The sequence below is a fragment of the Enterobacter sp. Taxon_8 genome (assembly GCF_058354585.1).
This window is the reverse complement of record NZ_CM177989.1, coordinates 3,376,289-3,402,825: the sequence shown is the minus strand read 5'-3', so window position 1 is coordinate 3,402,825 and position 26,537 is coordinate 3,376,289. Positions and strand designations below refer to the sequence as shown.

At 60.6% G+C, this 26,537-nt stretch carries 21 protein-coding genes; 13 read left to right on the top strand and 8 right to left on the bottom strand.

Annotated features, from left to right (window positions below; all coding sequences use genetic code 11):
* Positions 1-80 precede the first annotated feature (80 nt).
* Together AC4IBF_RS16235 and AC4IBF_RS16230 are read right to left on the bottom strand one after the other, a co-directional pair.
* A complete protein-coding gene (locus AC4IBF_RS16235; RefSeq protein WP_133293931.1) occupies positions 81-1,325 on the bottom strand; it encodes a mechanosensitive ion channel family protein in 1,245 nt (414 codons plus the stop codon).
* A 65-nt stretch (positions 1,326-1,390) separates the two neighbouring features.
* Complete coding sequence (locus AC4IBF_RS16230) at positions 1,391-2,827, bottom strand: MFS transporter (RefSeq protein ID WP_136195311.1); 1,437 nt, start codon at positions 2,825-2,827, stop codon at positions 1,391-1,393.
* Between the two features lie 107 nt (positions 2,828-2,934).
* On the opposite strand from AC4IBF_RS16230, the gene AC4IBF_RS16225 reads away from it, so the two are divergent.
* Positions 2,935-3,804 (top strand): helix-turn-helix transcriptional regulator, encoded by an 870-nt coding sequence (locus AC4IBF_RS16225; RefSeq protein WP_104949205.1) that lies wholly within the window; start codon positions 2,935-2,937, stop codon positions 3,802-3,804.
* Positions 3,805-3,956: 152 nt separating this feature from the next.
* A complete protein-coding gene (locus tag AC4IBF_RS16220; RefSeq protein WP_491462963.1) occupies positions 3,957-4,559 on the top strand; it encodes a hypothetical protein in 603 nt (200 codons plus the stop codon).
* Positions 4,560-4,586: 27 nt separating this feature from the next.
* Here the strand turns inward: AC4IBF_RS16220 and nfsB are convergent, their stop codons facing one another.
* The 3 genes from nfsB to AC4IBF_RS16205 all read right to left on the bottom strand — a co-directional run bounded on the left by nfsB (position 4,587) and on the right by AC4IBF_RS16205 (position 6,309).
* On the bottom strand, positions 4,587-5,240 hold the full coding sequence (gene nfsB, locus AC4IBF_RS16215; RefSeq protein WP_021241586.1) for an oxygen-insensitive NAD(P)H nitroreductase: 654 nt from the start codon (positions 5,238-5,240) through the stop codon (positions 4,587-4,589).
* Positions 5,241-5,360: 120 nt separating this feature from the next.
* The gene (locus AC4IBF_RS16210; protein WP_133293936.1) at positions 5,361-5,729 is read right to left on the bottom strand and encodes an MmcQ/YjbR family DNA-binding protein; all 369 of its coding nucleotides are present in this window, start codon (positions 5,727-5,729) and stop codon (positions 5,361-5,363) included.
* Positions 5,719-6,309: a TetR/AcrR family transcriptional regulator gene (locus AC4IBF_RS16205; RefSeq protein WP_302234345.1), complete on the bottom strand. Its 591-nt coding sequence runs from the start codon at positions 6,307-6,309 to the stop codon at positions 5,719-5,721. The genes AC4IBF_RS16210 and AC4IBF_RS16205 overlap by 11 nt, the downstream gene beginning before the upstream one ends.
* Positions 6,310-6,499: 190 nt before the next feature.
* On the opposite strand from AC4IBF_RS16205, the gene AC4IBF_RS16200 reads away from it, so the two are divergent.
* The gene (locus AC4IBF_RS16200) at positions 6,500-7,603 is read left to right on the top strand and encodes an MBL fold metallo-hydrolase (RefSeq protein WP_491462962.1); all 1,104 of its coding nucleotides are present in this window, start codon (positions 6,500-6,502) and stop codon (positions 7,601-7,603) included.
* 32 nt (positions 7,604-7,635) lie between these two features.
* Complete coding sequence (locus AC4IBF_RS16195; RefSeq protein ID WP_032668308.1) at positions 7,636-7,977, top strand: RamA family antibiotic efflux transcriptional regulator; 342 nt, start codon at positions 7,636-7,638, stop codon at positions 7,975-7,977.
* An 82-nt stretch (positions 7,978-8,059) separates the two neighbouring features.
* On the opposite strand, the gene AC4IBF_RS16190 is transcribed toward AC4IBF_RS16195, so the two are convergent.
* A complete protein-coding gene (locus AC4IBF_RS16190) occupies positions 8,060-8,308 on the bottom strand; it encodes a DUF1158 domain-containing protein (protein ID WP_491462961.1) in 249 nt (82 codons plus the stop codon).
* Between the two features lie 480 nt (positions 8,309-8,788).
* On the opposite strand from AC4IBF_RS16190, the gene AC4IBF_RS16185 reads away from it, so the two are divergent.
* The 3 genes from AC4IBF_RS16185 (at position 8,789) to AC4IBF_RS16175 (ending at position 15,835) form a co-directional block, all read left to right on the top strand.
* Positions 8,789-11,497: a cation-transporting P-type ATPase gene (locus AC4IBF_RS16185; RefSeq protein WP_491462960.1), complete on the top strand. Its 2,709-nt coding sequence runs from the start codon at positions 8,789-8,791 to the stop codon at positions 11,495-11,497.
* Between the two features lie 108 nt (positions 11,498-11,605).
* Positions 11,606-12,670: an efflux RND transporter periplasmic adaptor subunit gene (locus AC4IBF_RS16180; protein WP_491462959.1), complete on the top strand. Its 1,065-nt coding sequence runs from the start codon at positions 11,606-11,608 to the stop codon at positions 12,668-12,670.
* A gap of 9 nt (positions 12,671-12,679) precedes the next feature.
* Positions 12,680-15,835 carry an efflux RND transporter permease subunit gene (locus AC4IBF_RS16175; RefSeq protein ID WP_491462958.1) on the top strand — a complete coding sequence of 1,052 codons (3,156 nt, stop codon included), beginning with the start codon at positions 12,680-12,682 and terminating at the stop codon, positions 15,833-15,835.
* Here the strand turns inward: AC4IBF_RS16175 and AC4IBF_RS16170 are convergent.
* The gene (locus tag AC4IBF_RS16170; protein WP_063930833.1) at positions 15,765-16,886 is read right to left on the bottom strand and encodes a YbdK family carboxylate-amine ligase; all 1,122 of its coding nucleotides are present in this window, start codon (positions 16,884-16,886) and stop codon (positions 15,765-15,767) included. The genes AC4IBF_RS16175 and AC4IBF_RS16170 overlap by 71 nt on opposite strands.
* A 105-nt stretch (positions 16,887-16,991) precedes the next feature.
* Between AC4IBF_RS16170 and AC4IBF_RS16165 the strand changes: the two genes are divergently transcribed.
* A complete protein-coding gene (locus tag AC4IBF_RS16165) occupies positions 16,992-17,882 on the top strand; it encodes an oxidoreductase (RefSeq protein WP_491462957.1) in 891 nt (296 codons plus the stop codon).
* On the opposite strand, the gene AC4IBF_RS16160 is transcribed toward AC4IBF_RS16165, so the two are convergent.
* Positions 17,879-18,673 carry an AraC family transcriptional regulator gene (locus AC4IBF_RS16160; RefSeq protein ID WP_133293944.1) on the bottom strand — a complete coding sequence of 265 codons (795 nt, stop codon included), beginning with the start codon at positions 18,671-18,673 and terminating at the stop codon, positions 17,879-17,881. The two genes, AC4IBF_RS16165 and AC4IBF_RS16160, sit on opposite strands and share 4 nt — an antisense overlap.
* A gap of 76 nt (positions 18,674-18,749) precedes the next feature.
* Between AC4IBF_RS16160 and AC4IBF_RS16155 the strand changes: the two genes are divergently transcribed.
* From AC4IBF_RS16155 to AC4IBF_RS16135, 5 genes are all read left to right on the top strand, one after another.
* Positions 18,750-20,732 (top strand): FUSC family protein, encoded by a 1,983-nt coding sequence (locus AC4IBF_RS16155; RefSeq protein WP_491462956.1) that lies wholly within the window; start codon positions 18,750-18,752, stop codon positions 20,730-20,732.
* Entirely contained in the window at positions 20,725-20,940 is a 216-nt protein-coding gene (locus AC4IBF_RS16150; RefSeq protein ID WP_109844937.1) for a DUF1656 domain-containing protein, read from the top strand. The genes AC4IBF_RS16155 and AC4IBF_RS16150 overlap by 8 nt, the downstream gene beginning before the upstream one ends.
* Positions 20,937-21,800, top strand: a complete 864-nt coding sequence (locus tag AC4IBF_RS16145; protein ID WP_491462955.1) for an efflux RND transporter periplasmic adaptor subunit — start codon at positions 20,937-20,939, stop codon at positions 21,798-21,800. Before AC4IBF_RS16150 ends, AC4IBF_RS16145 begins: the two co-directional genes overlap by 4 nt.
* 72 nt (positions 21,801-21,872) lie before the next feature.
* Positions 21,873-22,310, top strand: a complete 438-nt coding sequence (locus AC4IBF_RS16140; RefSeq protein WP_023619098.1) for a DcrB-related protein — start codon at positions 21,873-21,875, stop codon at positions 22,308-22,310.
* 17 nt (positions 22,311-22,327) lie between these two features.
* The gene (locus tag AC4IBF_RS16135; RefSeq protein WP_491462954.1) at positions 22,328-26,530 is read left to right on the top strand and encodes an RHS repeat-associated core domain-containing protein; all 4,203 of its coding nucleotides are present in this window, start codon (positions 22,328-22,330) and stop codon (positions 26,528-26,530) included.
* Positions 26,531-26,537: the final 7 nt, after the last annotated feature.

Here is a 26,537-nt window from a genome sequence, read left to right as displayed (position 1 = left end):
TTTCACCCTCTCCCCGTGGGAGAGGGCCGGGGTGAGGGCACCAGACCGCACCTGCCTTCACGCCCGGTGTCCGAAACTGATTATCTGACGATGACCCCCGACAGGGAGCGAATATCATTCCCCGTCGGCGACTGGTGAATACGCAAACCAAATTCATCCACCACCGCGAAAATATGGTCGAAGATGTCGGCCTGTATCTCCTCATATTCTGCCCAGACCACCGTATTGGTAAAGGCATATATTTCAATCGGCAAGCCATTCGCGTCAGGCGCCAACTGACGCACCATCAGCGTCATATCTTTGCGAATGCGCGGGTGGTTGCGAAGATATTCGTTCAGGTAGGCGCGGAAGGTGCCGATATTGGTCATCTTGCGAAGGTTTAATACCGATTCTCCTTCACCGTTCTTCTGATTCCACAGGTTTATTTCCTCATGTCGAGCGGCCAGATAGGGCTTAAGCAGTTTCGCCTGAATAAGTTTCTGCTGTTCCTGCTCGTCGAGAAAATGAATGCTGGTGGTATCAATGTTCAGGCTGCGCTTAATGCGTCGACCGCCGGAGGCCGACATGCCGCTCCAGTTGATAAAGGCGTCGGAGACCAGCGCCCACGTCGGAATGGTCGTAATCGTATTATCGAAATTTCGCACCTTAACGGTGGTCAGGCCGATGTCCGTCACCGTGCCGTTGGCACCGTATTTCGGCATCTCCAGCCAGTCGCCGAGCTTGAGCATGTCGTTGGCGGAAAGCTGAATCCCCGCCACAAGTCCGAGTATCGGGTCTTTAAACACCAGCATCAGAACGGCAGCCATGGCGCCCAGACCGCTGATCAGAATCGCCGGGGACTGGCCGATGAGCAGGGAGATAATCAATATCCCCACCAGGATGGCGCTCACCAGCTTGATGCCCTGGAAGATCCCCTTCAGCGGCAGCTGTGATGCGGTGGCCATTTTCTGCGACAGATTAAAAATCACGTCCAGCAGCGAGAAGAAGGAGAGCAGGGCATACACCATGACCCACAGCTTTGCGCATGTCGTGAGAATTTCCGCCGCTTCGCTGCCTTTTTGCAGCCACAGTACCGCCTGAACGTTGACGATTATCCCCTGAAGGGTGAAGGCCAGACGGTGAAATAATTTATTCTGGGTGATGATCTGCAGCCACAAATGGCTGCTGGCCTGCGCGCGTTTTTCGAAAGCGCGAAGCACCACTTTGTGCAGAATAAAATGAACGATGATGGCGGTAAGAAAAATAATACCAAAGATAATCACTAAAGAGGTGGTGTGATTAATTTCAATGCCTAACTCTTCAACCTGAGCAATTAATTCCTGCATAACGTCTCCTGTATTGATGCAGCCCCATAATGGCGGCTGCGGATCTATTATGCAAATTCACGGGCTTATTTGGTGGCCTGGCAGACCTTTACCACCGGCAGGCACAGGCGATGGCGGATGCGCAGCGTCGCCAGGGCAAGCACCACCATCATCGCCGTTTCCACCATCAGGAAGACGTTCACCGCCTGGGTGTAATCCCCGTGATGGTTCTGCAGCGCGTGGAGCAAAATCGCGCCGAAAATGGCCGGGCCAAGCCCCAGCGCGGCCTGCTGCAGGGTACTGAGAATGGCGCTCGCGGCCCCGGCATCGTCAGGCTGAATATCGCGCATCCCGATGCGGTAGAAACTGTTCACGATCAGCGCCTGACCGTAGCCCACCAGTCCGGTGGCGGGTGCCAGCGTCAGGGGGGTATTTTCCACGCCCCAAATGCGGAACGTGGCGATCAGAGCCAGCAGGCCGATAATCTGGATTGCCAGACCCGTCAGCAGAATAGTGCTGGTGCTGTAGCGGGCAATCAGCCGCGGCGCGAACCAGGCCGAAACAAAGTAGGTCACGCCAAGGGCGATAAAACTGTTTCCGGACTGCCATGGGGCCATCCCCAGACCGGTTTGCATGGTGAGCGCCATACAGAACATAAACCCGGACCAGACGCTGAAAAAGAGCATCGCAATCAGAATGCCAAAGCGAACGCTGCGAAGCTGCAGCAGGCGAGGCGGGATAAGCGGGTGAGCATTCTCACGCTCCTTTTTGCGCGCATTCAGCGCCGTCAGCCAGCCCAGCGGAATAATGGCGAGAAGCATAACCTTCAGCGGCCACGACCAGTGCCACTGTGGGCCGAGCGCCATCGGGAACAGCAGGCAGCAAAGAATGATCGCCAGCAGCACGGTTCCGGTCCAGTCGATGCGTGACGGCGTCTCGCGACGGGTTTCGGGTACGAAATGGCGACTTAGCGCCAGCACCACCAGACAGATCGGCACGTTGATAAAGAAGGCGTTACGCCAGCCCAGCCCGGCGATATCCGCCGATACCAGCCAGCCGCCGCCCATCTGGCCGACGATAAACGCAATCCCACCGATGCCGCCAAACAGGCTGATGGCTTTTGCGTGGGCGGTACCTTTCAGCGTCACGTGCAGCGTGACAAGAATTTGCGGCATGATGAGTGCGGCACCCGCGCCCTGAACGATGCGCGCGGCCAGCAGCTGTTCAATGTTCCCCGCTATTCCGCAGAGCAGCGAGGCCAGGCCAAAGCTCGCCACACCCCACATGAACAGACGGCGACGGCCAAAATTATCCCCCAGCTTGCTGCCGAGCGCGAGGCAGACGGCAAAGGCCACGCCGTAGAGCGCGACGATCAGCTCCAGCTCGGTGGCGGTAGCGTGCAGTGAATGGGTAATGGCGTCCAGCGCCACGTTGGTGATTGAGGTATCAATCATCGGCAGCATCTGGCCGGTTAACAGCAATATCAGGCCAGCGCGACCCGGTGAAACAACTGACGTATTCATGGTAACTCCATTGCGTCATTCAGCAGATGGTCGTAGCATCTACCATCAGATAAACGGGTACCAGTTCTTGCTTATACTGGTACTGGCACTACCATGCAGGGGGATTTATGGCGCTGATGTCTGAACCTGTCGTCTCACTTCAGGATGACACCCGAAAACAGCTCGGGGCATTTTTACGCGCCCGGCGTGAAAGCCTCGATCCGCAGCGTCTCGGCCTGCCGCGCAGCGGTCGTCGCCGCACGCCGGGTCTGCGCCGGGAAGAGGTGGCGATGCTCGCTGACGTGGGTGTGACCTGGTACACCTGGCTTGAGCAGGGCAGGGACGTCAATCCGTCCAGCGCGGTGATGGCGGCCGTGGCAAAAGCGCTGCAATGTACCCCAACTGAAGCCCGGCACCTGTTTGTATTAGCCGGTTTACCGCCGGGTGAAGCGCCGCAGGCGGTCTGCTGCGAGGGCATCAGCGAAGGCACGCGCCGCCTGCTGGATACGCTGATGCCGAAACCCGCCAGCATTCAGAAACCGAACTTCGATATCGTGGCGTGGAACGACAGCTTCGGGCATCTGATGGGCGTCGATTTCAATGACATCCCTCCCGAAGATCGCAACTGTATTTATCTGTTCCTCACCCATCCGGCGTGGCGCGCCCGCCTCGGCAGACGCGACGACGTGCTGCCCATCTTTGTCTCCTATTTCCGGGCGGCGATGGCCGAACACCGGGGCGATCCTCTGTGGGAGGCCAAACTGGCGCGCTTCTTTGCGGTGTCCGAAGAGTTTAAAACCCTGTGGCACCAGCGCAACGACGTGCGCGGCGTGGAGAACCAGCTCAAGCTGTTTACCCATCCCGAGCTGGGGGATTTTACGCTGCAGCAGATGTACTGGTATTCCGCGCCGCGAAACGGCTCGCGGTTGCTGGTGTATCTGCCGGTGGATGAGGCCGGGGAGCGGGCGATGGCGTGGCTGGCGGCGCAGGGGAAATAAGTTTTTTGCGAGACGGTTTCAGGGAATAAGAGCCGAATCTGCTAAGTGGAGGAGACCGGTGTAATGTTGGGTTTAGCTTAAACCCATCGACTGAATCGACATCATTTCGACGAGGTGTTAAGTCGTCTATACTCTCGCCATGAGCAACCACCATGTTGCCACTGATGATTGATTCCGCAGATTTCAGCCAAAAATTAGGCCTTATCTCCCGAAACGTCGAACATACCGAAGCGTTTCTTGCGCGGGGTACGGTGGATTTTCATCTGCCCGGATTTATGCTGCCGGTGGGATATCGCCTGTTAAAATCGCGCTACGGTGATGAATATCGTCTCGTCACCACCGACGACGGAAAACCCTATACGGCGTATGCCGTTAGGTTGACGTTTCATAAAGAAATTACCTTTCCCCACGGGGCTGCGACACAGGTTATGGTCTGGCGTACGCCACGCGCTGTCCATCAGCGGGTAATCAGTGGATTACCCCAATCCTTCTTCCAGTGGGTGCTAAGCGAATACGACATTGTGGTTTCTGACAGCGAGCAAACCGGTGACGGACAGTGGTTTTGGTTACGCATGATCGACTGGGCGTTCAGCATGAATTATCGGATAAGCGTGGCGGACGGTACGGTAGGGGAAGAGTGGCACTTAACACCGGTGAGTTCATATGCCGAACTGGAGGAGCGCTGGATTGCGTTTGCCTGGAGATACGATCGCGACGTGCATCCACATCCCAGGTTAGTCATCAGTAAAGCGTAACGGGCCGCACAGAGCGGCCCGTGTTGATCAGCACTCGGTCACAATCGTGCTCAGCGGCAGGCGAGATTTTGGCAGCGTGGCGTTGAAATCTTCAACGCTGTGATGCCCAACCGGCACCACCACCAGGCTGGTGAAGCCCTTCTCTTTCAGGCCAAACTCTTCGTCGAGGATCGCGGCGTCGAAACCTTCAATCGGTACTGCGTCCAGGCCCAGCGCAGCAACGCCCAGCAGGAAGTTACCGACGTTCAGGTAAACCTGCTTCGCCATCCACTGGTCGTCATCTTTCAGATCCACGCGGTGCATGTCGGCGAAGTAGGTGCGGCCCTTATGGTTCGCGGCTTTAGCTTCCGGCGTGTTGAAACGGCCATCGGCCTCTTCCTGGTCGACAACGCGCTCCAGCCATGCATCGTCCATCGCGGTTTTCGCGCAGAACACCACCACGTGAGAGGCATCCAGCATTTTGCGTTCGTTGAACACATAGGTGCCCGCAGCGGATTTCGCCACGCGCGCTTTTCCTTCCTCGGTGCTGGCCACGATGAAGTGCCACGGCTGGGAGTTGGTGCTTGACGGGCTGTACTGCAGCAGGGTTTTGATTTTTTCCGCTTCTTCAGCGGTCAGTTTTTTGCTTGCGTCGAACGCCTTGGTGGAGTGGCGTTTCAGCGCAACAGAAATGATATCCATAACAACTCCTGATGATGAAATTCGCCCGCGTGCGGGCGCGAAAGGTGAGCAGATTACAGCGGGACGCGGAAAAAGATAAGGGCAATTCGAGCGCTTAATCTGTTCGTCTCAGACGAACAATCAGACCGGCCGGATCCACTTCTGGTCTTTTTTCGGCAGTTTATCCACCACCAGATGCCAGGAATCATTAATGAGATCGGTAACCAGTTCCGGCGTCACGTCTTCAGTGCCGTAAAGGGAAATCCAGTGCTTTTTGTTGAGGTGATAGCCCGGTTCAACGCCGCGATAAATCTGCTGATTTAACAGCGATTTTTCCGGGTCTGACTTCAGGCTGACGTGCGGCCGCCCGTGTGCGACGGCCACAATCATGAAAATTTTTCCACCCACTTTAAACACGTCAAACTCCGGCCCAAACGGCCAGCAGTGTTCGGTGAACGGCAGCTCCAGCGCCACGCGTTTTGCGTGCTCCTGCAACGTTTTACTGTCCATCGCTCTCTTCCTGGGCAAGCCCGCGCCACATCACCTCAAAGCCGAGCGCTTTAAACTCAACGGCGCGGGACGGATCGCGGGTGGCAAATTCCATCGTGGATTCGGCCAGCGATAAGAAAAGCGCATCGCCAAACGTTTTAAATTCATCAGACATAAACACCTGACGCACCGAGCGGCGGCAGAGTTCATGCAGCTCCGGGAACATCTCTTTCACCGCCTGTTCCGTTTCGGCGCTCAGCTTTTCACTGACGCCAATCTGGCGGATCGCCGCATGCGCAACGGGGTTACGAATACCCCAGTCCACATAGCTGTTCCAGATATTGCGGGTATGTTCTTTAGGCAGCGTGATGGTGCGATCGAGGTTCGCGAGCATGGTCTGGCAGAGATCTTGCTTCAGGTGCAGATAGAGGGCATTCAGCAGATCGTCTTTCGTAGCAAAGTAGCGGAACAGGGTGCCTTCGGCGACGCCCGCCTTACGGGCAATAAGCGCCGTTGAGGCGGCAATACCTGACTGTGCAAACGCCACCGTTGCGGCTTCCAGTAAGGCCTGTTTTTTATCTTCACTCTTCGGACGTGCCACTAAATTTTTCCTCCTGTCAATTATAAAAACCCTGATTGAAACACGTGCTTTGACACGCTGCAACGCGGAATGTCAAAGATCGAAAACGTCTTGACGACTTTATCATCATATCTATAATGAGTGCTTACTCACTCATAATCAAGTTTACCCTGCGCACGCTATCGGATGGGGCGCGTTTTCGGGTCAGGATATGAAAAAAACTCTCTTCATCTGCGTGGTGTTAATCATGATTATTGCTTCAGTCGCGAGTTTACCGTTTGTTCTGAATGCCGGATTCGGCCAGCCGCCGCAGGGTGAACGGCTTACTGAAGTGGAGGCCTCCCCACAGTATCGCGAGGGGAAATTCCACAATACGCTGCCGACGCCGGGCTATAACGGCGACAAAAACATGCTGGTCGCGATGTGGGAGTTTCTGACCAAAAAAACCGAAAACGCGCGCCCGACCCGGCCGCTGCCGCTGGTGAAAACCGATCTTGCGAGCCTGCCGCTGGAGCAGGACACCCTGGTGTGGCTCGGCCACTCCTCGTGGTACCTGCAGCTCGCGGGCAAACGCATCCTGATTGACCCGGTGCTCAGCAACTATGCCGCGCCGTTCTCGTTTCTGAATAAAGCCTTTGCCGGGGAGTATCCGTGGCGCGCTGAAAGCATGCCGGAAATCGACCTGCTGATAATCTCGCACGATCACTACGATCATCTGGATTACGCCACCATCCGGGCGCTACTGCCGAAGGTGAAGCGGGTGGTGACGCCGCTGGGCGTGGGATCCCACCTGCGCTACTGGGGGATGAAGCCCGAGATTATTGACGAGCGCGACTGGAACCAGTCGGTACGCATCAGCGATGAATTGACGGTGCACGTTCTGCCAGCGCGTCACTTCTCCGGTCGCGGCATCAAACGCGATCGCACCTTGTGGGGCAGCTTCATGTTCGTCACGCCAGAGCAGAAGGTTTACTACAGCGGGGATTCCGGTTACGGCCCGCACTTCAAGGCCATCGGTGAACAGTTTGGCGAAGTGGACGTCGCCATCATGGAAAACGGCCAGTACGACCAGGACTGGAAGTACATCCACATGCTGCCGGAGGAAACGGCGCAGGCCTCGGCGGACCTGAACGCGAAAGCCGTGGTGCCGGGGCATAACGGACGCTTCGTGCTGGCGAAACACGCCTGGAACGATCCGCTGATCCAGCTGGCAAAAGCCAGCAAGGATAAAAATTATCGGTTGCTGACGCCGGAACTGGGCGAGCCCGTCCGGGTAAGCGACAGCGCACAAACCTTTCGCGCGTGGTGGGAATAATGTTTAAGCGAGAAGCAGAGGGGGACAGCAGTATGACCATTTCCGCTCAAGTCATCGACACTATCGTCGAATGGATCGACGACAATCTGCACCAGCCATTACGTATAGAAGAGATTGCCCGCCACGCGGGCTACTCGAAGTGGCACCTGCAGCGGCTGTTTATGCAGTACAAAGGGGAGAGCCTGGGGCGTTATATCCGTGAACGTAAGCTGCTGCTGGCGGCGCGCGATCTGCGTGAATCCGACGCCCGGGTGTACGACATCTGCCTGCGTTACGGGTTTGACTCGCAGCAGACGTTTACCCGTATCTTCACCCGCACGTTCAACCAGCCTCCTGGTGCGTACCGCAAGGAGAACCACAGTCAGCCGCACTGAGCTGTTTTCCGCCCTGGCGGGTCAGGAAAATTGCCATCACAGGCCGGGTAAGGCGAAGTCGCCACCCGGCTTTTTTATTGGCTCAGGATGCCAGGGAAAACCAGCGTCGCCAGACGAAACGCAGCACGAAGAATTCAATCGCCCCGAGCAGTAAAAACCACACGCAGAACAGAATGGTGTAAAGCTGGTTAAGATCGACCATGTGAAAGGTCTGAACCAGCTTCTGCGCCAGCACCAGCCCAAGCGAAGGCGCCGGGAGCAGCAGGCACGAAAGCAGGGCCAGTAATAAAATGCCGCCTGCGGTGAGCAGCGATTCTAGCGGTTGTTTCATCGTAATGTTAATCGTCAGTTAAAAAATGTCATTGTCCGGCATTCTGTAACGTAAAGCAATATCAGCCCCGCTGACCTTTTTTAATAAAACAAAGACATTATTACTGCGCACAAATAACAACATACGACCCGGCGTTTATATTAATATCGCGTTATGTAAATAAACGTCCGCATCAGGAAAATAATTTTACAAATGTATAGGTGCTATAACCAATTAACGTGGCAATAACAATGGCCGCGATAACGTATAACACCAGCCTGCGCCCGCGATAAATACCCCGCATGGTTCCCCCTCGTTTAGTTTTGGTTTAGAAATATTTTGTAAAAATCAGATCATCGAAATAGTTTTAATCAGTTTTGAATGACCGAGAAGTCATTATATTGCGGTAGATCAATTTTACCCGCAAGACTTTAAAATGATTTTATTTAAGCCCGAAAGGAATTCAGGCTTCTGTTCACCGGAAATTGAAGGAAAAATACGATGACTGAAAAAAAATTGACTCCTAACGTGCCGCCTTCCGGCGGGCTGGCATACCAGCAGACCGTAGAGCAGGCGCTTGCACATGCGCAGAGCCAGGCAAGCGGTCTGGACCGTGCAGAGGCGCAGGCGCGTCTGCAAAAAACAGGGCCGAACGCGCTGCCGGAGAAAAAAGGCAAACCCGCCTGGCTGCGTTTCTTAGCCCATTTTAATGATGTGCTGATTTATGTCCTGCTGGCCGCCGCCGTATTAACGGCAGTAATGGGCCACTGGGTTGATACGCTGGTTATTTTGGGCGTCGCGGTAATCAATGCCCTAATTGGTCATATTCAGGAAAGCAACGCGGAAAAATCCCTGAAAAGTATTCGTAATATGCTCGCCAGCGAGGCGCGCGTTATTCGTAACGGCAGTCACGAAACAATCCCCACAACTGAAATAGTCCCGGGCGATATTATTGTATTACGCGCGGGAGATCGTATTCCGGCTGATATGCGTTTAATCGAAGCGCATAATTTACGCGTGGAAGAGGCGATTCTGACCGGTGAATCGACCGTGGTGGATAAACACGTTAATCCACTTAGCGGGGAATTACCGCTGGGCGATCGGACCAATATGGTCTTCTCCGGGACGACCGTCAGCGCGGGCGGCGGTATCGGCGTGGTCACCGCGACCGGTAAAGATACGGAGCTTGGCCATATCAACCAGATGATGGCGGGCATCGAAAAGCACCGCACGCCGCTGCTGGTGCAGATGGACAAGCTGGGTAAAGCGATCTTCGCCATTATCCTGGCGATGATGGCCGCGCTGTTTGTCTTCAGCCTGGCGTTCCGCGAGATCCCGATGGGCGAGCTGCTGCTCTCCCTGATTAGCCTGGCGGTGGCCTCCGTGCCGGAAGGCCTGCCGGCGATTATCTCCATCATCCTCTCCCTGGGCGTGCAGGCGATGGCGCGCAAGCGGGCGATTATCCGCAAGCTGCCGACGGTTGAAACGCTCGGCGCGATGACCGTGGTCTGCTCGGATAAAACCGGCACCCTGACCATGAACGAGATGACGGTCAAAGCCATTATCACCGCTGACGCCTGCTACCGCGTGGACGGCAACAGCTACGAGCCGGTAGGCAATATCTACCTGGAAGGCAGCGACGAGCCGGTCCACATCCAGCCGGGCACCGTGCTGGAGCAGTACCTGCGCACCATCGACCTGTGTAACGACAGCCAGCTGATCCAGGACGAGCGCGGCCTGTGGGGCATCACCGGTGGGCCGACCGAGGGCGCGCTGAAGGTGCTGGCGGCGAAGGCCAGCCTTGAGCCGGTCATGACCACGCTGGTTAACAAGATCCCGTTCGACTCGCAGTACAAGTACATGAGCACCCACTACCAGATTGGCGGTGAGGAGCAGATCCTTATCACCGGCGCGCCGGACGTGATTTTCTCCCTGTGCACCGAGCAGCAGACCCGCAACGGCGTGGAAGCATTCAACCGCGCGTACTGGGAAAGCGAGATGGAGCGCTATGCGCGTCAGGGGCTGCGCATGGTCGCCGCGGCGTTCAAGCCGGCGAACGGTGAGCAGGAACTGACGCACGACGACCTGAGCCACGGCCTGATCTTCCTCGGTATCGCCGGGATGATGGATCCGCCGCGTCCGGAAGCCATTGATGCGATTAACGCCTGCCAGCAGGCGGGGATCCGCGTGAAGATGATCACCGGGGATCACCCGCAGACGGCGATGAGCATCGGCCAGATGCTGGGGATCACCAACAGCGAGCAGGCGGTCACCGGCTACGAGCTGGAGAAAATGGACGACGCCGCGCTGGCGGAAGCGGCGGTGAAGTATGACATCTTCGCCCGTACCAGCCCGGAGCATAAGCTGCGCCTGGTGAAAGCGCTGCAGGACAAAGGCGAAATCGTCGGCATGACCGGCGACGGCGTAAACGACGCCCCGGCGCTGCGTCAGGCGGACGTGGGCATCGCGATGGGCATCAAGGGCACGGAAGTGACCAAAGAGGCGGCGGATATGGTCCTGACGGACGATAACTTCGCCACCATCGCCAGCGCGGTGAAAGAGGGGCGTCGCGTTTACGACAACCTGAAGAAGACCATCCTGTTCATCATGCCGACCAACCTCGCGCAGGGTCTGCTGATTGTGATTGCGCTGCTGGCGGGGAACATCATTCCGCTGACGCCGGTGCTGATTCTGTGGATGAACATGGCCACCTCCGCCACGCTCTCCTTCGGCCTGGCCTTTGAGGCCGCGGAGCGCAACATCATGCGCCGTCCCCCGCGTCAGACCGGGCAGCACGTGATGGACGCCTACGCCGTATGGCGCGTGGCCTTCGTCGGCACCATGATTGCCATCGCCGCCTTTGCGCTGGAAGCCTGGCTGGCCCCGCGCGGCCACAGCGCGGAGTTCATCCGCACCGTGCTGCTGCAGATGCTGGTCTGCGCCCAGTGGGTGTACATGATTAACTGCCGCAACACCGAAGGGTTCTCCCTGAACCGCGGCCTGCTGGCGAACAAAGGGATCTGGCTGGTGACGGGCGTGCTGTTCCTGCTCCAGGCGGCGATTATCTACCTGCCGTTGATGCAGATGCTGTTCGGCACCGAAGCGCTGCCGCTGCGCTACTGGTTTGTGACTCTGGCGGTGGCGGGCGTGATGTTCTTCGTCGTCGAAGTCGAGAAGCGACTGACCCGCAGGTTCCGTCAGGCTGCATAACCTTTTGCCCTCACCCTAACCCTCTCCCACAGGGAGAGGGGACTCTGACCTCCCTCTCCCTGTGGGAGAGGGCCGGGGTGAGGGGAGAAACAACGCTGAGGTACTCCCATGAAACTCCCACTCCTGTTCGCACTTCTCGCCTGCACCCTACAACCCGCATTCGCCGCCGCCATCCCCGTTCGCGTCGCCACCGTGGAGCAGACCGCCCACGCCGCCGAGCGCCAGATCCCTGGCCGCATCGAAGCCATCCACACCGTTGAGCTGCGCGCGCGTACCGAAGGCGCGATCGCCAAAATCCACTTCCGCGACGGGCAGTACGTGAAAAAAGGCGACCTGCTGTTCGAGCTGGACGACGCCGAGCCGCGCGCCGCCCTGCGCCTGGCGCAGGCCGAGGTAAGAAGCGCCGAAGCCACGCTGCGCCAGGCGCAGCAGCAGCTTTCCCGCTTTGAAAGCCTGGGCAGCAGCAACGCCATCAGCCGTCACGACGTGGACAACGCCCGCATGCAGCGGGACGTGGCGAGCGCCGCGCTGGAGCAGGCAAAAGCCCGGCTCGAAACCCGTAATGTCACTCTGAACTACACCCGCATCACCTCGCCGATTGACGGTCGCGTAGGGCACAGCCGGTTCCACGTCGGCAGCCTGGTCAACCCTGCCAGCGGCGTGCTGGTGGAGGTGGTGCAGCTCGATCCCATCCGCATCGCCTTTGCTCTGGAAGAGGGCGCATTTGCCACTAAAGCCGGACAGCATGCGGATATCAGCGCCATGAAGCAGGCCTGGCAGGCGTTCATTGACAGCAACGGCCAGCGCGTCAGCGGCGAGCTCACCTCAGTGGACAACCGCATCGATCCGCGCACCGCCAGCGTGATGCTGCGCGCCGAGTTTGCCAACCCGCGCCATCAGCTCCTGCCTGGCGGCAATGTGAACGTGTTTTTGCGTCCGGCAAGCGAGCAGCCGGTGCTGACCCTACCCGCGGCGGCGGTCCAGCAGAACGGCGACGGGTTCTTTGCCTGGGTGGTTAACGCCGACGGAAAAGCCGAAATGCGGCCGCTGAAGATCGCCGGACAGATCGGCCAGCAGTTCCGGATCACCTCCGGCGTGAAGTCCGGTGAGCGAGCGATTACTGACGGCGCGCAGCGCGTGCAGCCCGGCGCTGCCGTCCAGATACTGAATTAAGGAGCCATCATGCTGACGTTTTTCATCAAACGCCCGCGCTTCGCGATGGTGATTGCGCTGGTCATCACCCTGCTGGGGGCCATTGCGCTGAGGATTATCCCGGTGGAAAAGTACCCGCAGATCGCGCCGCCGGTGGTGAATGTGTCTGCCAGCTGGCCGGGCGCCAGCTCGGCTGACGTGGCGGAGGCTATCGCCACGCCGCTGGAGACCCAGCTGAACGGCGTGGATCACATGCTCTACATGGAGTCCACCAGCTCGGACGAAGGCACTTACAGCCTGAACATTACCTTTGCGGCGGGCACCGATCCGGACCTCGCCGCCATCGACGTGCAGAACCGCGTGGCGCAGGCCGTGGCGCAGCTCCCGACCGAGGCACAGCAAAACGGCGTGCAGGTGCGCAAGCGCGCCACCAACCTGATGATGGGGGTAAGTCTTTACTCACCGAACAACACCCATACGCCGCTGTTCGTCAGCAACTTCGCCAGCACCCAGGTGCGCGAGGCGCTGTCCCGCCTGCCGGGCGTCGGGCAGGTTCAGATGTTTGGCGCGCGCGACTACAGTATGCGCATCTGGCTGCGTCCGGACCGCATGAACGCCCTGAACGTCACCACCGACGACGTGGCGCAGGCGCTGCGCGAGCAGAACGTGCAGGGGGCGGCAGGCCAGGTCGGTACGCCGCCGGTGTTTAACGGCCAGCAGCAGACCTTGACCATCAACGGCCTGGGACGCTTAAGCCAGGCCGAAGACTTTGCCGATATCATCATCCGCGCGGGCGAGATGGGCCAGCTGGTGCGCCTGAAGGACGTCGCAACCATCGAGCTCGGCTCGCGAAGCTACAGCTCCGGCGCGCAGCTGAACGGGCACGACTCCGCCTATCTCGGCATCTACCCGACGCCGTCCGCCAACGCCCTGCGCGTGGCCGACGCGGTGCGCGCGGAGCTGGAACGCCTCTCGACGCGCTTCCCGGACGACCTGGTCTACGAGGTGAAATTCGACACCACCTCATTTGTTGCGGCCACGATTAAAGAGATCGGCGTCTCGCTGGCGCTCACCCTGCTGGCGGTTGTGGTGGTCGTTTCCCTGTTCCTGCAAAGCTGGCGCGCGACGCTGATTGTCGCGCTCGCCATTCCGGTATCGCTGGTGGGCACCTTCGCTGTGCTCTACACGCTCGGCTACTCCGCCAACACCCTCAGCCTGTTTGCCATTATTCTGGCGCTGACCATGGTGGTGGATGACGCCATCGTGGTGGTGGAGAGCGTCGAAACGCTGATGGCGGAAGGGCAGAGCCGCACGGCGGCGACCGCGCTGGCGCTGCGCCAGATCGCCGGGCCGGTCATCGCCACGACGCTGGTGCTGCTGGCGGTGTTTGTGCCGGTAGCGCTCCTGCCGGGGATTGTCGGCGAGCTGTACCGCCAGTTTGCGGTGACGCTCTCGACGGCCGTGACGCTCTCAAGCCTGGTGGCGCTGACCCTGACGCCCGCCCTGTGCGCGATGCTGCTGCGTCAGCGCCCGGCGCAGCCCGCGGCGATTTTCCGTGGGTTCAACCGGGGGCTGGAGGCCACGCGTGGCGTCTACACCCGCATCGTGACTATCTTCAACCTTCGCCCGTGGCTGGCGCTGCTGGCCACCGCAGGCGCGGCGGCCGTGGTGGCGTTCAGCTTTACGTCGATGCCTAAAAGCTTCCTGCCGCAGGAGGATCAGGGCTACTTCTTTGCCAGCGTTCAGCTGCCGGAGGCGGCCTCGCTGGAGCGCACCGAAGCGGTGATGAACACGGCACGCGAACTCATCGCTAAAAATCCGGCGGTTGAAGACGTGATTCAGGTCTCCGGATTTAACATTCTCAACGGCACCAGCGCCTCCAACGGCGGGTTTATCTCCATCATGCTCAAAGACTGGAGCGAGCGTCCGCCGCTGGATGAGGTGATGGGTACCCTGCAGCGCCAGCTGCTGGCCCTGCCGGAAGCGACCATCATGACCTTCGCGCCGCCGACGCTGCCGGGGCTGGGCAACGCCTCCGGCTTCGACCTGCGCATCCAGGCGCAGGCGGGGCAGAGCCCGGCAGAGCTGGAGCGCGTGACGCGTGAAGTGCTGGCGAAAGCCAACCAGCATCCGCAGCTGAGCCGCGTGTTCACCACCTGGAGCAGCAACGTGCCGCAGCTGACGCTGACCGTTGACCGCGAGCGCGCCGCGCGCCTCGACGTGCCGGTGTCGCGCATCTTCAGCAGCCTGCAAACCGCCTTTGGCGGCACGCGCGCCGGGGATTTCAGCGTCAACAACCGCGTCTACCACGTAGTGATGCAGAACGAGATGCAGTGGCGCGAGCGCGCCGAGCAGATCGGCGAGCTGTTCGTGCGCAGCAACAGCGGCGAGCGGGTGCGCCTGAGCAACCTCGTCACCATTACGCCGACCGTCGGCGCGCCGTTCCTGCAGCAGTACAACCAGTTCCCGTCCGTGTCGGTGAGCGGCTCGGCGGCGGAAGGAGTGAGCAGCAGCACCGCGATGGCGGCGATGGGCGAGATTCTGGCGGAAAACTTGCCGGCCGGGTACGACTATGCCTGGAGCGGAATGTCGTATCAGGAGCAGCAGACCGGCAATCAGGCGATATGGATTGTGCTGGCGGCGGTGGTGATGGCGTGGCTGTTCCTCGTTGCCCAGTACGAGAGCTGGACGCTCCCGGCGAGCGTGATGCTCTCGGTGCTTTTCGCCATCGGCGGGGCGCTGGTCTGGCTGTGGTTGGCGGGCTACGCCAACGACGTGTACGTGCAGATTGGTCTGGTGCTGTTGATAGCCCTTGCCGCCAAGAACGCGATCCTGATCGTGGAGTTCGCCCGCGCGCGGCGCATGGACGGAATGGCGATTGTCGATGCCGCGCGGGAAGGGGCATCGCGCCGCTTCCGCGCGGTGATGATGACCGCCGTGTCGTTCATTATCGGCGTATTGCCGATGATGCTGGCGACCGGGGCGGGTGCCCAGAGCCGCCGCATCATCGGCACCACGGTCTTCAGCGGCATGCTGGTAGCGACCGTGGTGGGGATTCTGTTCATCCCCGCGCTGTTCGTGCTGTTCCAGCGCCTGCGGGAGTGGGGTCACTGCCTTACGGACTCGTCGCCCACAGCTCGCAGTGCTTCTGGACCAGAGAAATCAGCGAGCCACCGTCGGCGATAAACTCCCGCATGCGCTGCGCCTCGCTCTTGCCCTGCTTTAACAGCAGGGCAATTTCATTGATTGCGCTCGTTGCGCCGAGCTTCTCGGCCGACGGCGCAACCTGCTCCAGCAGCCACGCAATGTCTTCCGCCACGGTTTTGTGCTCGCCGGTGTGCACGTCCGTCAGGATCCCCTCCAGCCCGTAGCGACAGGCCTGAAAACGGTTAAAGCGGTACAGCAGAAAATCTTTTTCCTGATGCTTATAGGGCCGCGCGGTCAGCAGCCAGTGCGAGGTCGCCTGGATAAGCCCGGCGATGTTAATGGCGTGGCCGAGCGTCAGCGGCGTATCCATCACCCGCACCTCGACGGTGCCGAAGTGCGGGCTGGGGCGGATGTCCCAGTGCAGATCCTTAATGCTGTCGATCATGCTGGTGGAACTCAGGCGGCGGAACAGCCCCTCGAACTCCTGCCAGCTGTTGACCCACGGCATCTGGCCGTTATCCGGAAATCCCGAGAAGATGTTGAGCCGCGACGAGGAGAACTTCGTGTCCGTGCCCTGCATATACGGCGAGGCGGCCGCCAGGGCGATAAAGTGCGGCACGAAGCGCGACAGGCCGTGCAGCAGGTAAATCGCGTCGTCCCCGGTCCGGCAGCCGACGTGCACGTGCTGGCCGAATACCGTCGCCTGCAAAATCAGGTAGCCAAAGCGCTCCAGCGTGACGTTATAGCGCTCGTCGTCGCACACCTCCTGCCGTTGCCACTTCTGGAACGGGTGCGTCCCGCCGCCGCAGATCTGGATATGCTGCTCCGCCGCCGCGCGCAGGATGCTCTGCTGCATCACCGAGAACTGCGCCGCCGCCTGGTCGATGTTCTGGCATACGCCGGTGGCGATTTCGAGCATGCTTTCGGTGATGTCGTGTTTGACCTCGCCGCCTTTGATGTCGCCTTTGACGGCGGCGATAAGCGCGGAGGAGTCCTGGCTCAGATCATAGCCCGGCGGGTTAACCACCTGCAGTTCGAGTTCGATGCCGAGGGTGAAGGGTTCAGAGGACTTGAAATCGGGTAAAGGCATGGCGCACTCCGTTGTCTGTTGTGTGTTGAGTATAGACAACGACGTGGCGCTCACTTTTCAGGATGGTATAACTGTTAGCAGGCTTAGCGAAAAGGGGAGTTAACCATGTCTGACAATCCAACCATTGCGCTGATTGGGCCTGGCGCAATTGGGACCACCATCGCAGCGGTGCTGCATGACGCCGGGCGCACGCCGCTGCTGTGCGGGCGCACCGCGCATCCGGAATTACGCCTGCGCCATGACGAGGGGGAAACGGTGGTGCCCGGTCCGTTATTAACCGATCAGGCCGTCATCACGCGCCCCGTCGATCTCGTTTTTGTGGCGGTAAAAACGACGCAAAATGCCGACAGCGCCGGGTGGCTGCGGGCCCTGTGCGATGAAAACACCGTGGTCTGCGCCCTGCAAAACGGCGTGGAGCAAAAAGCCCAGCTTGAGCCGTGGGTAAACGGCGCGACGGTGCTGCCGTCGGTGGTGTGGTTCCCGGCCCAGCGCGAGCCGGATGCCTCCGTGTGGCTGCGGGCAAAGCCGCGCCTGACGCTGCCAGACGTGCCGCAGGCGCAGCGGGTGGTGGAGGCGCTTCGCGGTACGCGCTGCGCGGTTGAGCTCTCGGCAGATTTCGCCACAGTCGCCTGGCGCAAGCTTCTGCAAAACGCGGTCGCCGGGCTGATGGTGCTTTCTAACCGCCGCGCCGGGATGTTCAGGCGCGAGGATATCGGCGAGCTTGCGCTGGCCTACCTGCGCGAGGGGCTTACCGTCGCCCGCGCCGAAGGGGCGAAGCTGGACGATGACGTAGCGCAGGAGATCCTGGCGAACTTCCAGCGTGCGCCTGAGGACCTGGGCACCTCGATCCTGGCCGACCGTCAGGCCGATCGCCCGATGGAGTGGGATATCCGCAACGGCGTGATCCAGCGCTACGGCCGCAAGCACGGGATTGCGGTGCCCATCAGCGACGTGGTGGTGCCGCTGCTGGCGGCAGGGAGCGAGGGGCCGGGCTAACGGCCGCTGTTTTTCCGTTCGGAAAAGTAGTGGGCGGGCGTGCTGCCCATCGCTTTTCGGAACATGGTGATAAACGCATTCACGGATTCGTACCCGAGCGTTGTCGCCACGTTCTGGACGGGCACGCCGCTTGCCAGCTCACGCAGGGCAATAATCAAATGCAGCTGCTGGCGCCATCGCCCGAAGCTCAGCCCGGTTTCGCGCTGCATCAGGCGGGCAAACGAGCGCTCGCTGAGGGCGAGCCGTTTCGCCCACTCCTTCAGGGTGCTTCTGTCCTCAGGACGGCTGACCAGCGCGTCCGCCATGGCGCGAATTTTCGGATCGGTTGAGACCGGCAGGCTTAGCTTCTGCTGCGGCATGCTGGCGAGCTCGTCAAGCGTGACCCGGGTCAGCCTCGCGACGTGGCCGTCGGCGGGATAATCCACGCTTTCGCGCGTCAGACGATCGACCAGCTCCTTAATCAGCGGCGAGATCGCCAGCGTGCAGCATTTTTCCGGCAGCGCCGCCGCGCCGGGCTCAATAAACAGATAGTTGAGATGCGCGTTCCAGGTTGCTTTGGCGCTGTGCGGGATCCCGCCGGGGATCCAGACGGCGCAGTCCGGCGGCACAATCCAGATATCATTCTCCGCGTAACAGCTGACCGCACCGTATCGGGCAATAATCAGCTGCCCCTTGCGGTGGGTATGCACCGGCACTTCCGCGGCGTAGTCCATGAAGTCCAGATGACGCGCCACCGCCGGGCTGGCGGTAGAGTCGGGGTCATACAGCGTAGTAGCAGGTTGAGGCTTCACGATTATGGCAACATTTAGGTATTTTTTGACAGAATAGAGTATTTAAGCGGGTCTGCAAGCCGGTAATAATCCCGGCATGAATAAAATCTTCTCACTTCACGTGCACATCCCCGCCGCGCTGCGAAGCGATGCGGGCGCGCTGATCTACGCCGCGAAGAGTTTTGCCGCGGCGATGCTGGCTTATTACCTCGCGCTGTCGATCGGTCTTGAGCGTCCCTCGTGGGCCATTATTACGGTTTACATCGTGTCACAGACGTCGGTCGGAGCATCGCTGAGCAGAAGCCTTTACCGTCTGGCCGGAACCGTGGCGGGTGCCAGCGCGACCGTACTGATTGTGCCCGACTTCGCGAATACGCCAGTCCTGTGCAGCGTGGTGCTGACGGGCTGGATCGTATTCTGCCTGTGGCTCTCCCTGCTTGAACGCACGCCCCGGGCTTACGCGTTTGTGCTGGCAGGCTACACCGCGAGCCTGATTGGTTTTCCTGCGGTGTCCGATCCCGGCGGCATCTTTAACGTCGCCATTGTCCGCGTGCAGGAGATCGCGATTGGGATTTTCTGCGCGTCGCTGATTCACCGCTACGTGCTGCCCGCGCGGGTATCGGGCCAGTTCAACGCTAAATTATCCCAGACGCTACAGGCCGCGCGCGGGCGGGTGGCGGATACCTTAGCAGGCAAACCCGACGCGGCTTCCGGCCCCCTGCATCTGGCCCTGACGCTGCAGTTCCTGCAGGGCATCAGCCACCATATTCCGTATGATTTTGCCCTTTCAGCCCCGGTGCGGCAGGCCAGAAAAGCGATCCACGACCGGCTGGCGCGGCTGGTTATCGTCAACTGTGAACTGCACGATCGCCTGCCAGCGATCGAAACCCTGCCCGCCGACGTGCTGGCATTGCTGGGCGACGTTCAGGCCTGGCTTGCCGCTGAAGGCGCTGGTGCCAGCAGCACGGCAGACGCGCTGCGGCTCCGCTGTGCGCTTCTCATCGATCGGTATGCCGCGCAGGCGCAGACGTTTGACGACGCGCTGCAGGTCAGCTTTATCCGCTACCTCTCGGAGGCGGTCGCGCTTCTGCAGCAGTGCGAACGTCTTTCCGGGGCCATCCACCATGCAAAACCCGTATTTGGGGAGATGCAAACCCGCGCGGCGAAAGGGTACGTTTTCCACCGCGATCCTCTTACCGCCGCCCGCACGGCGATGGGGGCTTTTGCCATCATCCTGAGCGGCTGTCTGGTCTGGATCTTCTCGGCGTGGCCGGATGGCGGCACGGCGGTGTCTATTCTGGGGGTCTGCTGCACGCTGTTTGGCAGCTTCGATACCCCGGCGCCGCACATCGTGAAATACATCATTGGCTCGTTCTGGGGCGTGGTCATTAGCCTGTTCTACAGCTTTGCGCTGCTGCCGCTGGTAAGCGATTTCCCGGTGCTGGTGGCGGTGCTTGCCCCGGCGTATCTGCTGGCTGGGTCGCTTCAGGCGCGCCCGCCCACCACGTTTATGGCGATGGGGATCACCCTGACGCTGCCCATTCTGTGCGAGCTGGGGGCGCACTACAGCGGAGACTTCGCCGTTGCGGCCAACACTGCCATCGCGCTCTTTGCCGCGACCGGCTTTGCCGTCATCAGCATGAGCCTGCTGCAAACCGTGCAGGCGGATGGCGCCATCACGCGTCTGCTGAACCTCTGCCAGCGCGACATTCGGCGCAGCGTGAAGGGCACGCTGCGGGTTGATGAAACGCACTGGATCAACCTGATGATGGACCGAACCGCCCTGTTGCTGCCGCGCCTGCAGCGCAGCGCGCGCGCGCCGGAGCAGGCGCTCGATCGACTGTTACACGCGCTGCGTCTGGGGCTGTCTGTCATGCATTTACGCCGCAGTGACGCGCCGCCCGGCAGGGAGGTTGACGCGCTTTTTCATCGGATAAACGCCGCGGACCGTAACGCCTTGCACGAACGCATCGCTGCCCTTATCGAACGTCATCTGCCTGCAGCAGATGAACATACGCGCCAGTTGGTCTTCAGGCTGGTGGATCTGCACTGTGCATTACGGGGGCCAGACCATGGTTAACGATCTCAATATCGGCGGGGTTTTTATTCCGGGGCTGCTGATGGTCGCCCTCGCGGCGCTGGTCTGCACGCTTAGCCTCGTCGCGCTTTTCTCTCTCAGCAGGCTCTACCGGCGCTTGCCGTTTCGCCCGCTAATGGATGTTTCAACCTGGATTGTCACCTTTTTCCTGCTGATGCAGGGCCTGACCGCGTTGGGGTTATTGTCATGAAATCACTGCTCTCTTTACTGGCTCGCTATGCGCTGACGTTGAGCGTCGTCGCGGCGGCCACGCTTCTGGCCTTTATGATGTGGAAACACTACGCACAAACGCCGTGGACCCGCGATGGCCGCGTGCGGGCGGACGTGGTGCAGATTGCGCCGGACGTCTCCGGGCCGGTCATCAGCGTGGCCGTGCGGGACAACCAGTGGGTGAACCGGGGCGATGTGCTTTACATCATCGATCCGCGCTGGCTTAAGCTGGCGGTGGTCAGCGCGCAGGCTGATGTGGAATCGAAACGCCATGAGATGCTGATGCGCCAGGACGCGGCCCGCCGACGCACGTTGATTAAAAACGCCATCTCGAGCGAGGATTTGCAGCAAACCGGCAGCGCGGCGAACGTCGCGGCGGCCAATTATCACGGCGCGCTGGCCGCGCTGGATCTGGCAGAGCTGAATCTGGCGCACGCCACCGTGCGCGCGCCGGTGTCGGGGTACGTCACGCACCTGCGGCTTCGCCCCGGAGACTACGCGAAGGCGGGGGAGACGAAGGTGGCCATCGTCGATGCGCACAGCTTCTGGGTGGTGGGGTACTTTGAGGAGACCAAGCTGCGCCATATTCGCGTCGGGGATGCCGCGCAGGTGGTGCTGATGGGATACGAGCCGGTCATCAAGGGTCACGTGGAAAGCATTGGGCATGGGATCGGGGACAGCAACGATGATGCGGGCGGGCTGGGTCTGCCCGACGTCGAGCCCACCTTTAGCTGGGTGCGGCTGGCGCAGCGCGTACCGGTGCGCATTCATATTGACAGGCTGCCGGAGGGCGTTGAGCTGGTGGCGGGGCTGTCGGCGAGCGTGGCGGTGGGGCAATAATCTGGGGATAGTCAGCCTTAAACACATATGCGAAACTTACCGCTTCTGAAAAAATGTGGTGGGACCCGCTCAATGTCAGAACAACATTCGCAGTGCCTGTTCAGTGAAGGACAGATCACCTTTCCTGAGGGTTATCAGGATCGTACCGTCAACGTATTCGCGCCGCCTGCAGCGGATTCGCCGGCGTTCAACATCTCCCGCGATGCCCTCAATCCCGGCGAAGCGCTTGCCGCGTATATCGATCGCCAGCTCGCCCTGATGGCAAAACACATCAAGGCCTGGAAGCAGGGTGAGCGCAGCGCCGCTACGCTTGGCGACAACCTTTCACAGGGTGAAATTGTCCATGCCAGCTACCTGCGCGACGGGAAACGCATCTGGCAGCAGCAGGCCGTCTTTAATACCAACAGCGATAAAGTCCTGGTCTTCACCATGACCTGCACCCGCGCGCCGGGCGATGCTGACGGCGCGCTGTTTGGCGAACTTCTCAGGAGCTTCCGCTTCCACCATTAACACCAGGGACCGTTGTTATGTTTGAAGCAGCACGCGTTGGTGATGATATCGGCCACTCCGGTGCGCTGGCCGGGATGATTGCCGGAACGATTGTCGGTGGCCTGATTGCCGCCGCCGGGGGCATTCTGGCGGGGGCCATGTTTATTGCCGGTCTCGGCGCATCCTGTCTTGGCGTGGGCGTCCTGCTCGTCGGCGCCAGCCTGGCCGTGGGGTATTATACCGGGGAGCTGGCGACCGCCGCCCGGGACAGCATCGCGGACGCCGGGGCATCCAGCATGACGAAGAAAGGCGTCATCACCTCCGGCTCGCCGAACGTGTTTATCAACGGTAAACCCGCCGCGCTTGCCACCGATAGCATCGTCGACTGTTCTGACGATGGCTCGCAGCAGATGGCCGAAGGCTCTAAGCGCGTCTCCATTAACAGCCAGCCTGCGTCCCGCATCGGGGATCGCACCACCTGCGACGCGAAGGTGATGACCGGCTCGGACAACGTCTTCATCGGCGGCGATCCGCAGCAAACCCTGCCCATTCAGTCTGAAGTGCCCGAGTGGCTCTATAAAGTCTCCGATCTTACCCTGCTGTTCGCCGGGCTTCTCGGCGGCTGGGGCGGCGCCGCTGGCAAAGTCGGGGCGCTCTCTAAGCTGCTGGGCAAAATCCCCGGTATCAACAAGCTGGCCCGTATCGCCTGCCGCGCCGGCACGCTGATGACCGGCGTAGCGGCCGCGGGGATCATCGCCCGTCCGGTGGATATCGTCAGCGGACAGAAGTTTCTCAGCGGGGATGATGAGCTCGATTTCGTTCTGCCGTCACGCTTGCCGGTGCGCTGGCAGCGCTACTGGCGCAGCGGCAACCCCGGCGACAGCGTGCTGGGCCGCGGCTGGAGCCTGTTCTGGGAAAGCCGCCTGGAGCCGTATCAGGACGGCCTGGTGTGGCGCGCGCCGTCCGGCGATTACGTCGCCTTCCCGAAGGTCCCGAAAGGTCTGCGCAGCTACTGCGAAAGCGAAAAAAACTGGCTTGAACATCACCAGGACGACAGCTGGTCGGTGTATGACGTCAGCGGCGAGCGCTGGCACTATGCGCCGCTGCGGGAGGATGCCCCGTCGCTGCTCCAGCGCATCTCAGAACCCTGCGGCAACGATATCCTCTTCGAGTGGAACGCGGATAATACCCTGCATGCCCTGACCGACAGCGCGGGCCAGCGCGTGGTCTGCCGCTACGACCGCGACAGGCTCACCGGCGCCTGGCTGGATGACGAGATCTGCCTGGTCAGTTACGCTTATGATGAACAGCGCCAGCTGGTCTCCGTGACCGGCCGGGGCGGTAGCGTGCGCCGACGCTTCCGCTGGCAGGACGGGCTGATGAGCGCCCACGAGGACGCCAACGGCCTGCTGAGCGAATACCGCTGGCGGGAGATTGACGGCCTGCCGCGTGTGGTCGGTTTTCGCCACAGCGGCGGCGAACAGCTGACGTTCGAATACGATTTTGATAACGGCACCCGCCGCGCGACCCGCGAAGACGGCGCGCAGGCGCACTGGCTGGTGGATGACGACGACAACGTCGCGCGCTTCACGGATTACGACGGCCGCCAGACGACGTTTGTTTACCGCGACGGCGAGCTCTGCGACGTCATTCTGCCGGGCGGCGCAATGCGCCGCAGCACGTGGGACAAATACGGCCGCATGACCAGCGAGACGGACCCGGCGGGCCGCCGCACGGAGTATCACTGGCATCGCCTGACCGACCGCATCACCCGCACGGTCTACCCGGACGGTACCTCATCGCAGGCCATGTACGACCTTCGCGGTCGCCTGCTGTCGGAAACCGACCCGGCCGGTAGCACTACCGCGTATCGCTATCCCGATGATGAAGAAAACCTGCCGGAGAGCATCACCGACGCCATCGGCGGCGTGGTGCGCCTGGTCTGGAACCACCAGGGGCTGCTGACGCAGCGCACCGACTGCTCCGGCAGCGTCACCCGCTTCACCTACGACCGCTTTGGGCAGCTGATTGCCAGCGAGGATGCGGAAGGGAATATCACGCGTCGGGAGTGGAACAACGCCGGGCTGCTGAGCGCCGTGATCCATCCGGACGGCAGCCGCGAGTCGCTGGTGTGGAACGAACGCGGCCAGCTCACGGGCTGGCGCGACCCGCTGGAAAGCGAGGTGAGCTGGGCCTATAACGCGCTCGGCCTCCCGGTCAGCCTTACCGACCGTATTGGCCGCGTGCGCCAGTGGCGCTACGACCCACGCGGTAACCTGCTGCGCCTTGATAATGGCAACGGGGCGGAATACCGCTTCACCTACGACGCCGTGGGCCGCCCGCTCAGCGAAACGCGCCCTGACGAGACCGTGCGCCATATGGAATGGGATGCGCGAGGGTTCCTCTGCGCGCTCGAAGAAAACGGCCGACCTGCCGCCGACGGCGGTATTGCCCGCCGCGTCCAGCAGTTCAGCTATGACGACAGCGGGCTGCTGATCGGGCGCACTCAGCGCCACGCGGAGTACCGCTACGTCCGCGACCTGAGCGGCCAGATCACCCGCATCCGCCGCACGCCAACCGCCGAAGGCGTTGCCCTGGGTATCGAAAGCGATGAGATTGCTTACCGCCACGATGCCGCCGGGCGCGTGCTGAGCGAGTCCGGCATTAACGGCGCGGTGGGCTACGAGTGGGATGCCCTGAGCAACCTGACCGGCCTGACGCTGCCCGGCGAGCAAAAGCTGGCCTGGCTGCACTACGGCTCCGGCCACGTCAGTGCCATCCGCTTCGGGCAGCAGCTGGTGACCGAGTTCACCCGCGACCGCCTGCACCGCGAGGTGCGCCGCACCCAGGGCGCGCGCGAGCAGCTCCGCCAGTATGACAGCCTTGGCAGACGTACCCTGCAGCGCAGTGAGCTAAGTACGGACGTGACCCTGCCGGAGCAGGCGATACTGGAACGCCTGTATCGCTACACCGCACGCGGTGAGCTTTCTGGCGTCAGCGACACCCTGCGCGGTGAGGTGGATTACGGCTACGACGCCGAAGGGCGTCTGCTGAAGCACTACGAGGCCCGACAGGGGCACAGCCGCGCGCAGTTCAGCTACGACGCTGCGGATAACCTCGCCGCCAATGACGATGCGGTACCGGTCACGGATAACCGCCTGCAGCACTGGCAGGCGCTGTTTATGAAATACGACCACTGGGGCAACCTGGTCAGCCGCCGCACCGGGCTGTATGAACAGCATTATGCGTATGACGCCGAGAACCGTCTGGTGTCAGCCCGGGGAACCGGGCCGGAAGGACGGTTTGAGGCGCGCTATCACTACGACGCGCTGGGCCGCCGTACCCGCAAAATCGTCACCACGACGCACGGCACTACCAACACCCGCTTCCTGTGGCAGGGCTACCGTCTGCTGCAGGAGCAGCAGGAGAGCGGGCTGTGCAGCACGTATATTTACGACCCGAATGAAGCCTGGAGCCCGCTGGCGCGGGTGGATCATCTCCGTGACCAGAGCAGCGGTGAGATTTACTGGTTCAACACCGACCTGAACGGCGCGCCGCTGGAAGTGACCGACGAGCGCGGCGCGGTGCGCTGGAGCGGCCAGTACGGCAGCTTTGGTGAGGTGCGTCACCAGAGCGAAGGGTTCTCACGGGTTGTGAATCGCACAGCGATGGCACATCAACCGCTTCGCTATGCAGGACAGTACGCTGACGGTGAAACGGGGCTGCACTATAACCTGTTCCGCTACTACGACCCGCAGGTCGGGCGGTTTATTGTGCAGGATCCGATAGGGTTGAATGGTGGGTGGAACCTTTATCAGTATGCGCCGAATCCGCTATCTTGGATCGATCCGTGGGGGCTAAGTGGTAAGCCGCTGAACTCTCCATTACTTGATAGATGGCTTGAAAAGGGCGGTACTGCATGGCAGGAGATAGACACTCGCACATGGGTCTACCAAGACAATATGGGGAATATCGTTAGGTATCCTAATGGGTATCCTGATTTTAAACCGTATGAAATCCAGAGCGTTGATGTTCCGGATCTTAAAGGTAATCACAGGCTTGGCCCTTCTGGAGATTTCGGCAAAGCGAATGCAATGGCGCCTAATGGCCCTGCAAATTTAGAGCTTAATACCTGGCATCACCACGAAAATGGAATAACAATGCAAGAGGTACCTAAAGAAATACATAATAACTTTACCCATAGAGGTGGAGTATCTAAGATCAAGAAATCATGTCCTTAGTAAGGAG

Bases quoted from the DNA above. Each gene is read 5' to 3' on its own strand.
- AC4IBF_RS16145 (WP_491462955.1), top strand. From the start codon at position 20,937: ATGAAATCACTGCTCTCTTTACTGGCTCGCTATGCGCTGACGTTGAGC.
- AC4IBF_RS16140 (WP_023619098.1), top strand. From the start codon at position 21,873: ATGTCAGAACAACATTCGCAGTGCCTGTTCAGTGAAGGACAGATCACC.
- AC4IBF_RS16185 (WP_491462960.1), top strand. From the start codon at position 8,789: ATGACTGAAAAAAAATTGACTCCTAACGTGCCGCCTTCCGGCGGGCTG.
- AC4IBF_RS16220 (WP_491462963.1), top strand. From the start codon at position 3,957: ATGTTGCCACTGATGATTGATTCCGCAGATTTCAGCCAAAAATTAGGC.
- AC4IBF_RS16180 (WP_491462959.1), top strand. From the start codon at position 11,606: ATGAAACTCCCACTCCTGTTCGCACTTCTCGCCTGCACCCTACAACCC.
- AC4IBF_RS16175 (WP_491462958.1), top strand. From the start codon at position 12,680: ATGCTGACGTTTTTCATCAAACGCCCGCGCTTCGCGATGGTGATTGCG.
- AC4IBF_RS16195 (WP_032668308.1), top strand. From the start codon at position 7,636: ATGACCATTTCCGCTCAAGTCATCGACACTATCGTCGAATGGATCGAC.
- AC4IBF_RS16230 (WP_136195311.1), bottom strand. From the start codon at position 2,827: ATGAATACGTCAGTTGTTTCACCGGGTCGCGCTGGCCTGATATTGCTG.
- AC4IBF_RS16165 (WP_491462957.1), top strand. From the start codon at position 16,992: ATGTCTGACAATCCAACCATTGCGCTGATTGGGCCTGGCGCAATTGGG.
- AC4IBF_RS16155 (WP_491462956.1), top strand. From the start codon at position 18,750: ATGAATAAAATCTTCTCACTTCACGTGCACATCCCCGCCGCGCTGCGA.
- AC4IBF_RS16200 (WP_491462962.1), top strand. From the start codon at position 6,500: ATGAAAAAAACTCTCTTCATCTGCGTGGTGTTAATCATGATTATTGCT.
- AC4IBF_RS16210 (WP_133293936.1), bottom strand. From the start codon at position 5,729: ATGGACAGTAAAACGTTGCAGGAGCACGCAAAACGCGTGGCGCTGGAG.
- AC4IBF_RS16190 (WP_491462961.1), bottom strand. From the start codon at position 8,308: ATGAAACAACCGCTAGAATCGCTGCTCACCGCAGGCGGCATTTTATTA.
- AC4IBF_RS16170 (WP_063930833.1), bottom strand. From the start codon at position 16,886: ATGCCTTTACCCGATTTCAAGTCCTCTGAACCCTTCACCCTCGGCATC.
- AC4IBF_RS16135 (WP_491462954.1), top strand. From the start codon at position 22,328: ATGTTTGAAGCAGCACGCGTTGGTGATGATATCGGCCACTCCGGTGCG.
- AC4IBF_RS16150 (WP_109844937.1), top strand. From the start codon at position 20,725: ATGGTTAACGATCTCAATATCGGCGGGGTTTTTATTCCGGGGCTGCTG.
- AC4IBF_RS16235 (WP_133293931.1), bottom strand. From the start codon at position 1,325: ATGCAGGAATTAATTGCTCAGGTTGAAGAGTTAGGCATTGAAATTAAT.
- nfsB (WP_021241586.1), bottom strand. From the start codon at position 5,240: ATGGATATCATTTCTGTTGCGCTGAAACGCCACTCCACCAAGGCGTTC.
- AC4IBF_RS16225 (WP_104949205.1), top strand. From the start codon at position 2,935: ATGGCGCTGATGTCTGAACCTGTCGTCTCACTTCAGGATGACACCCGA.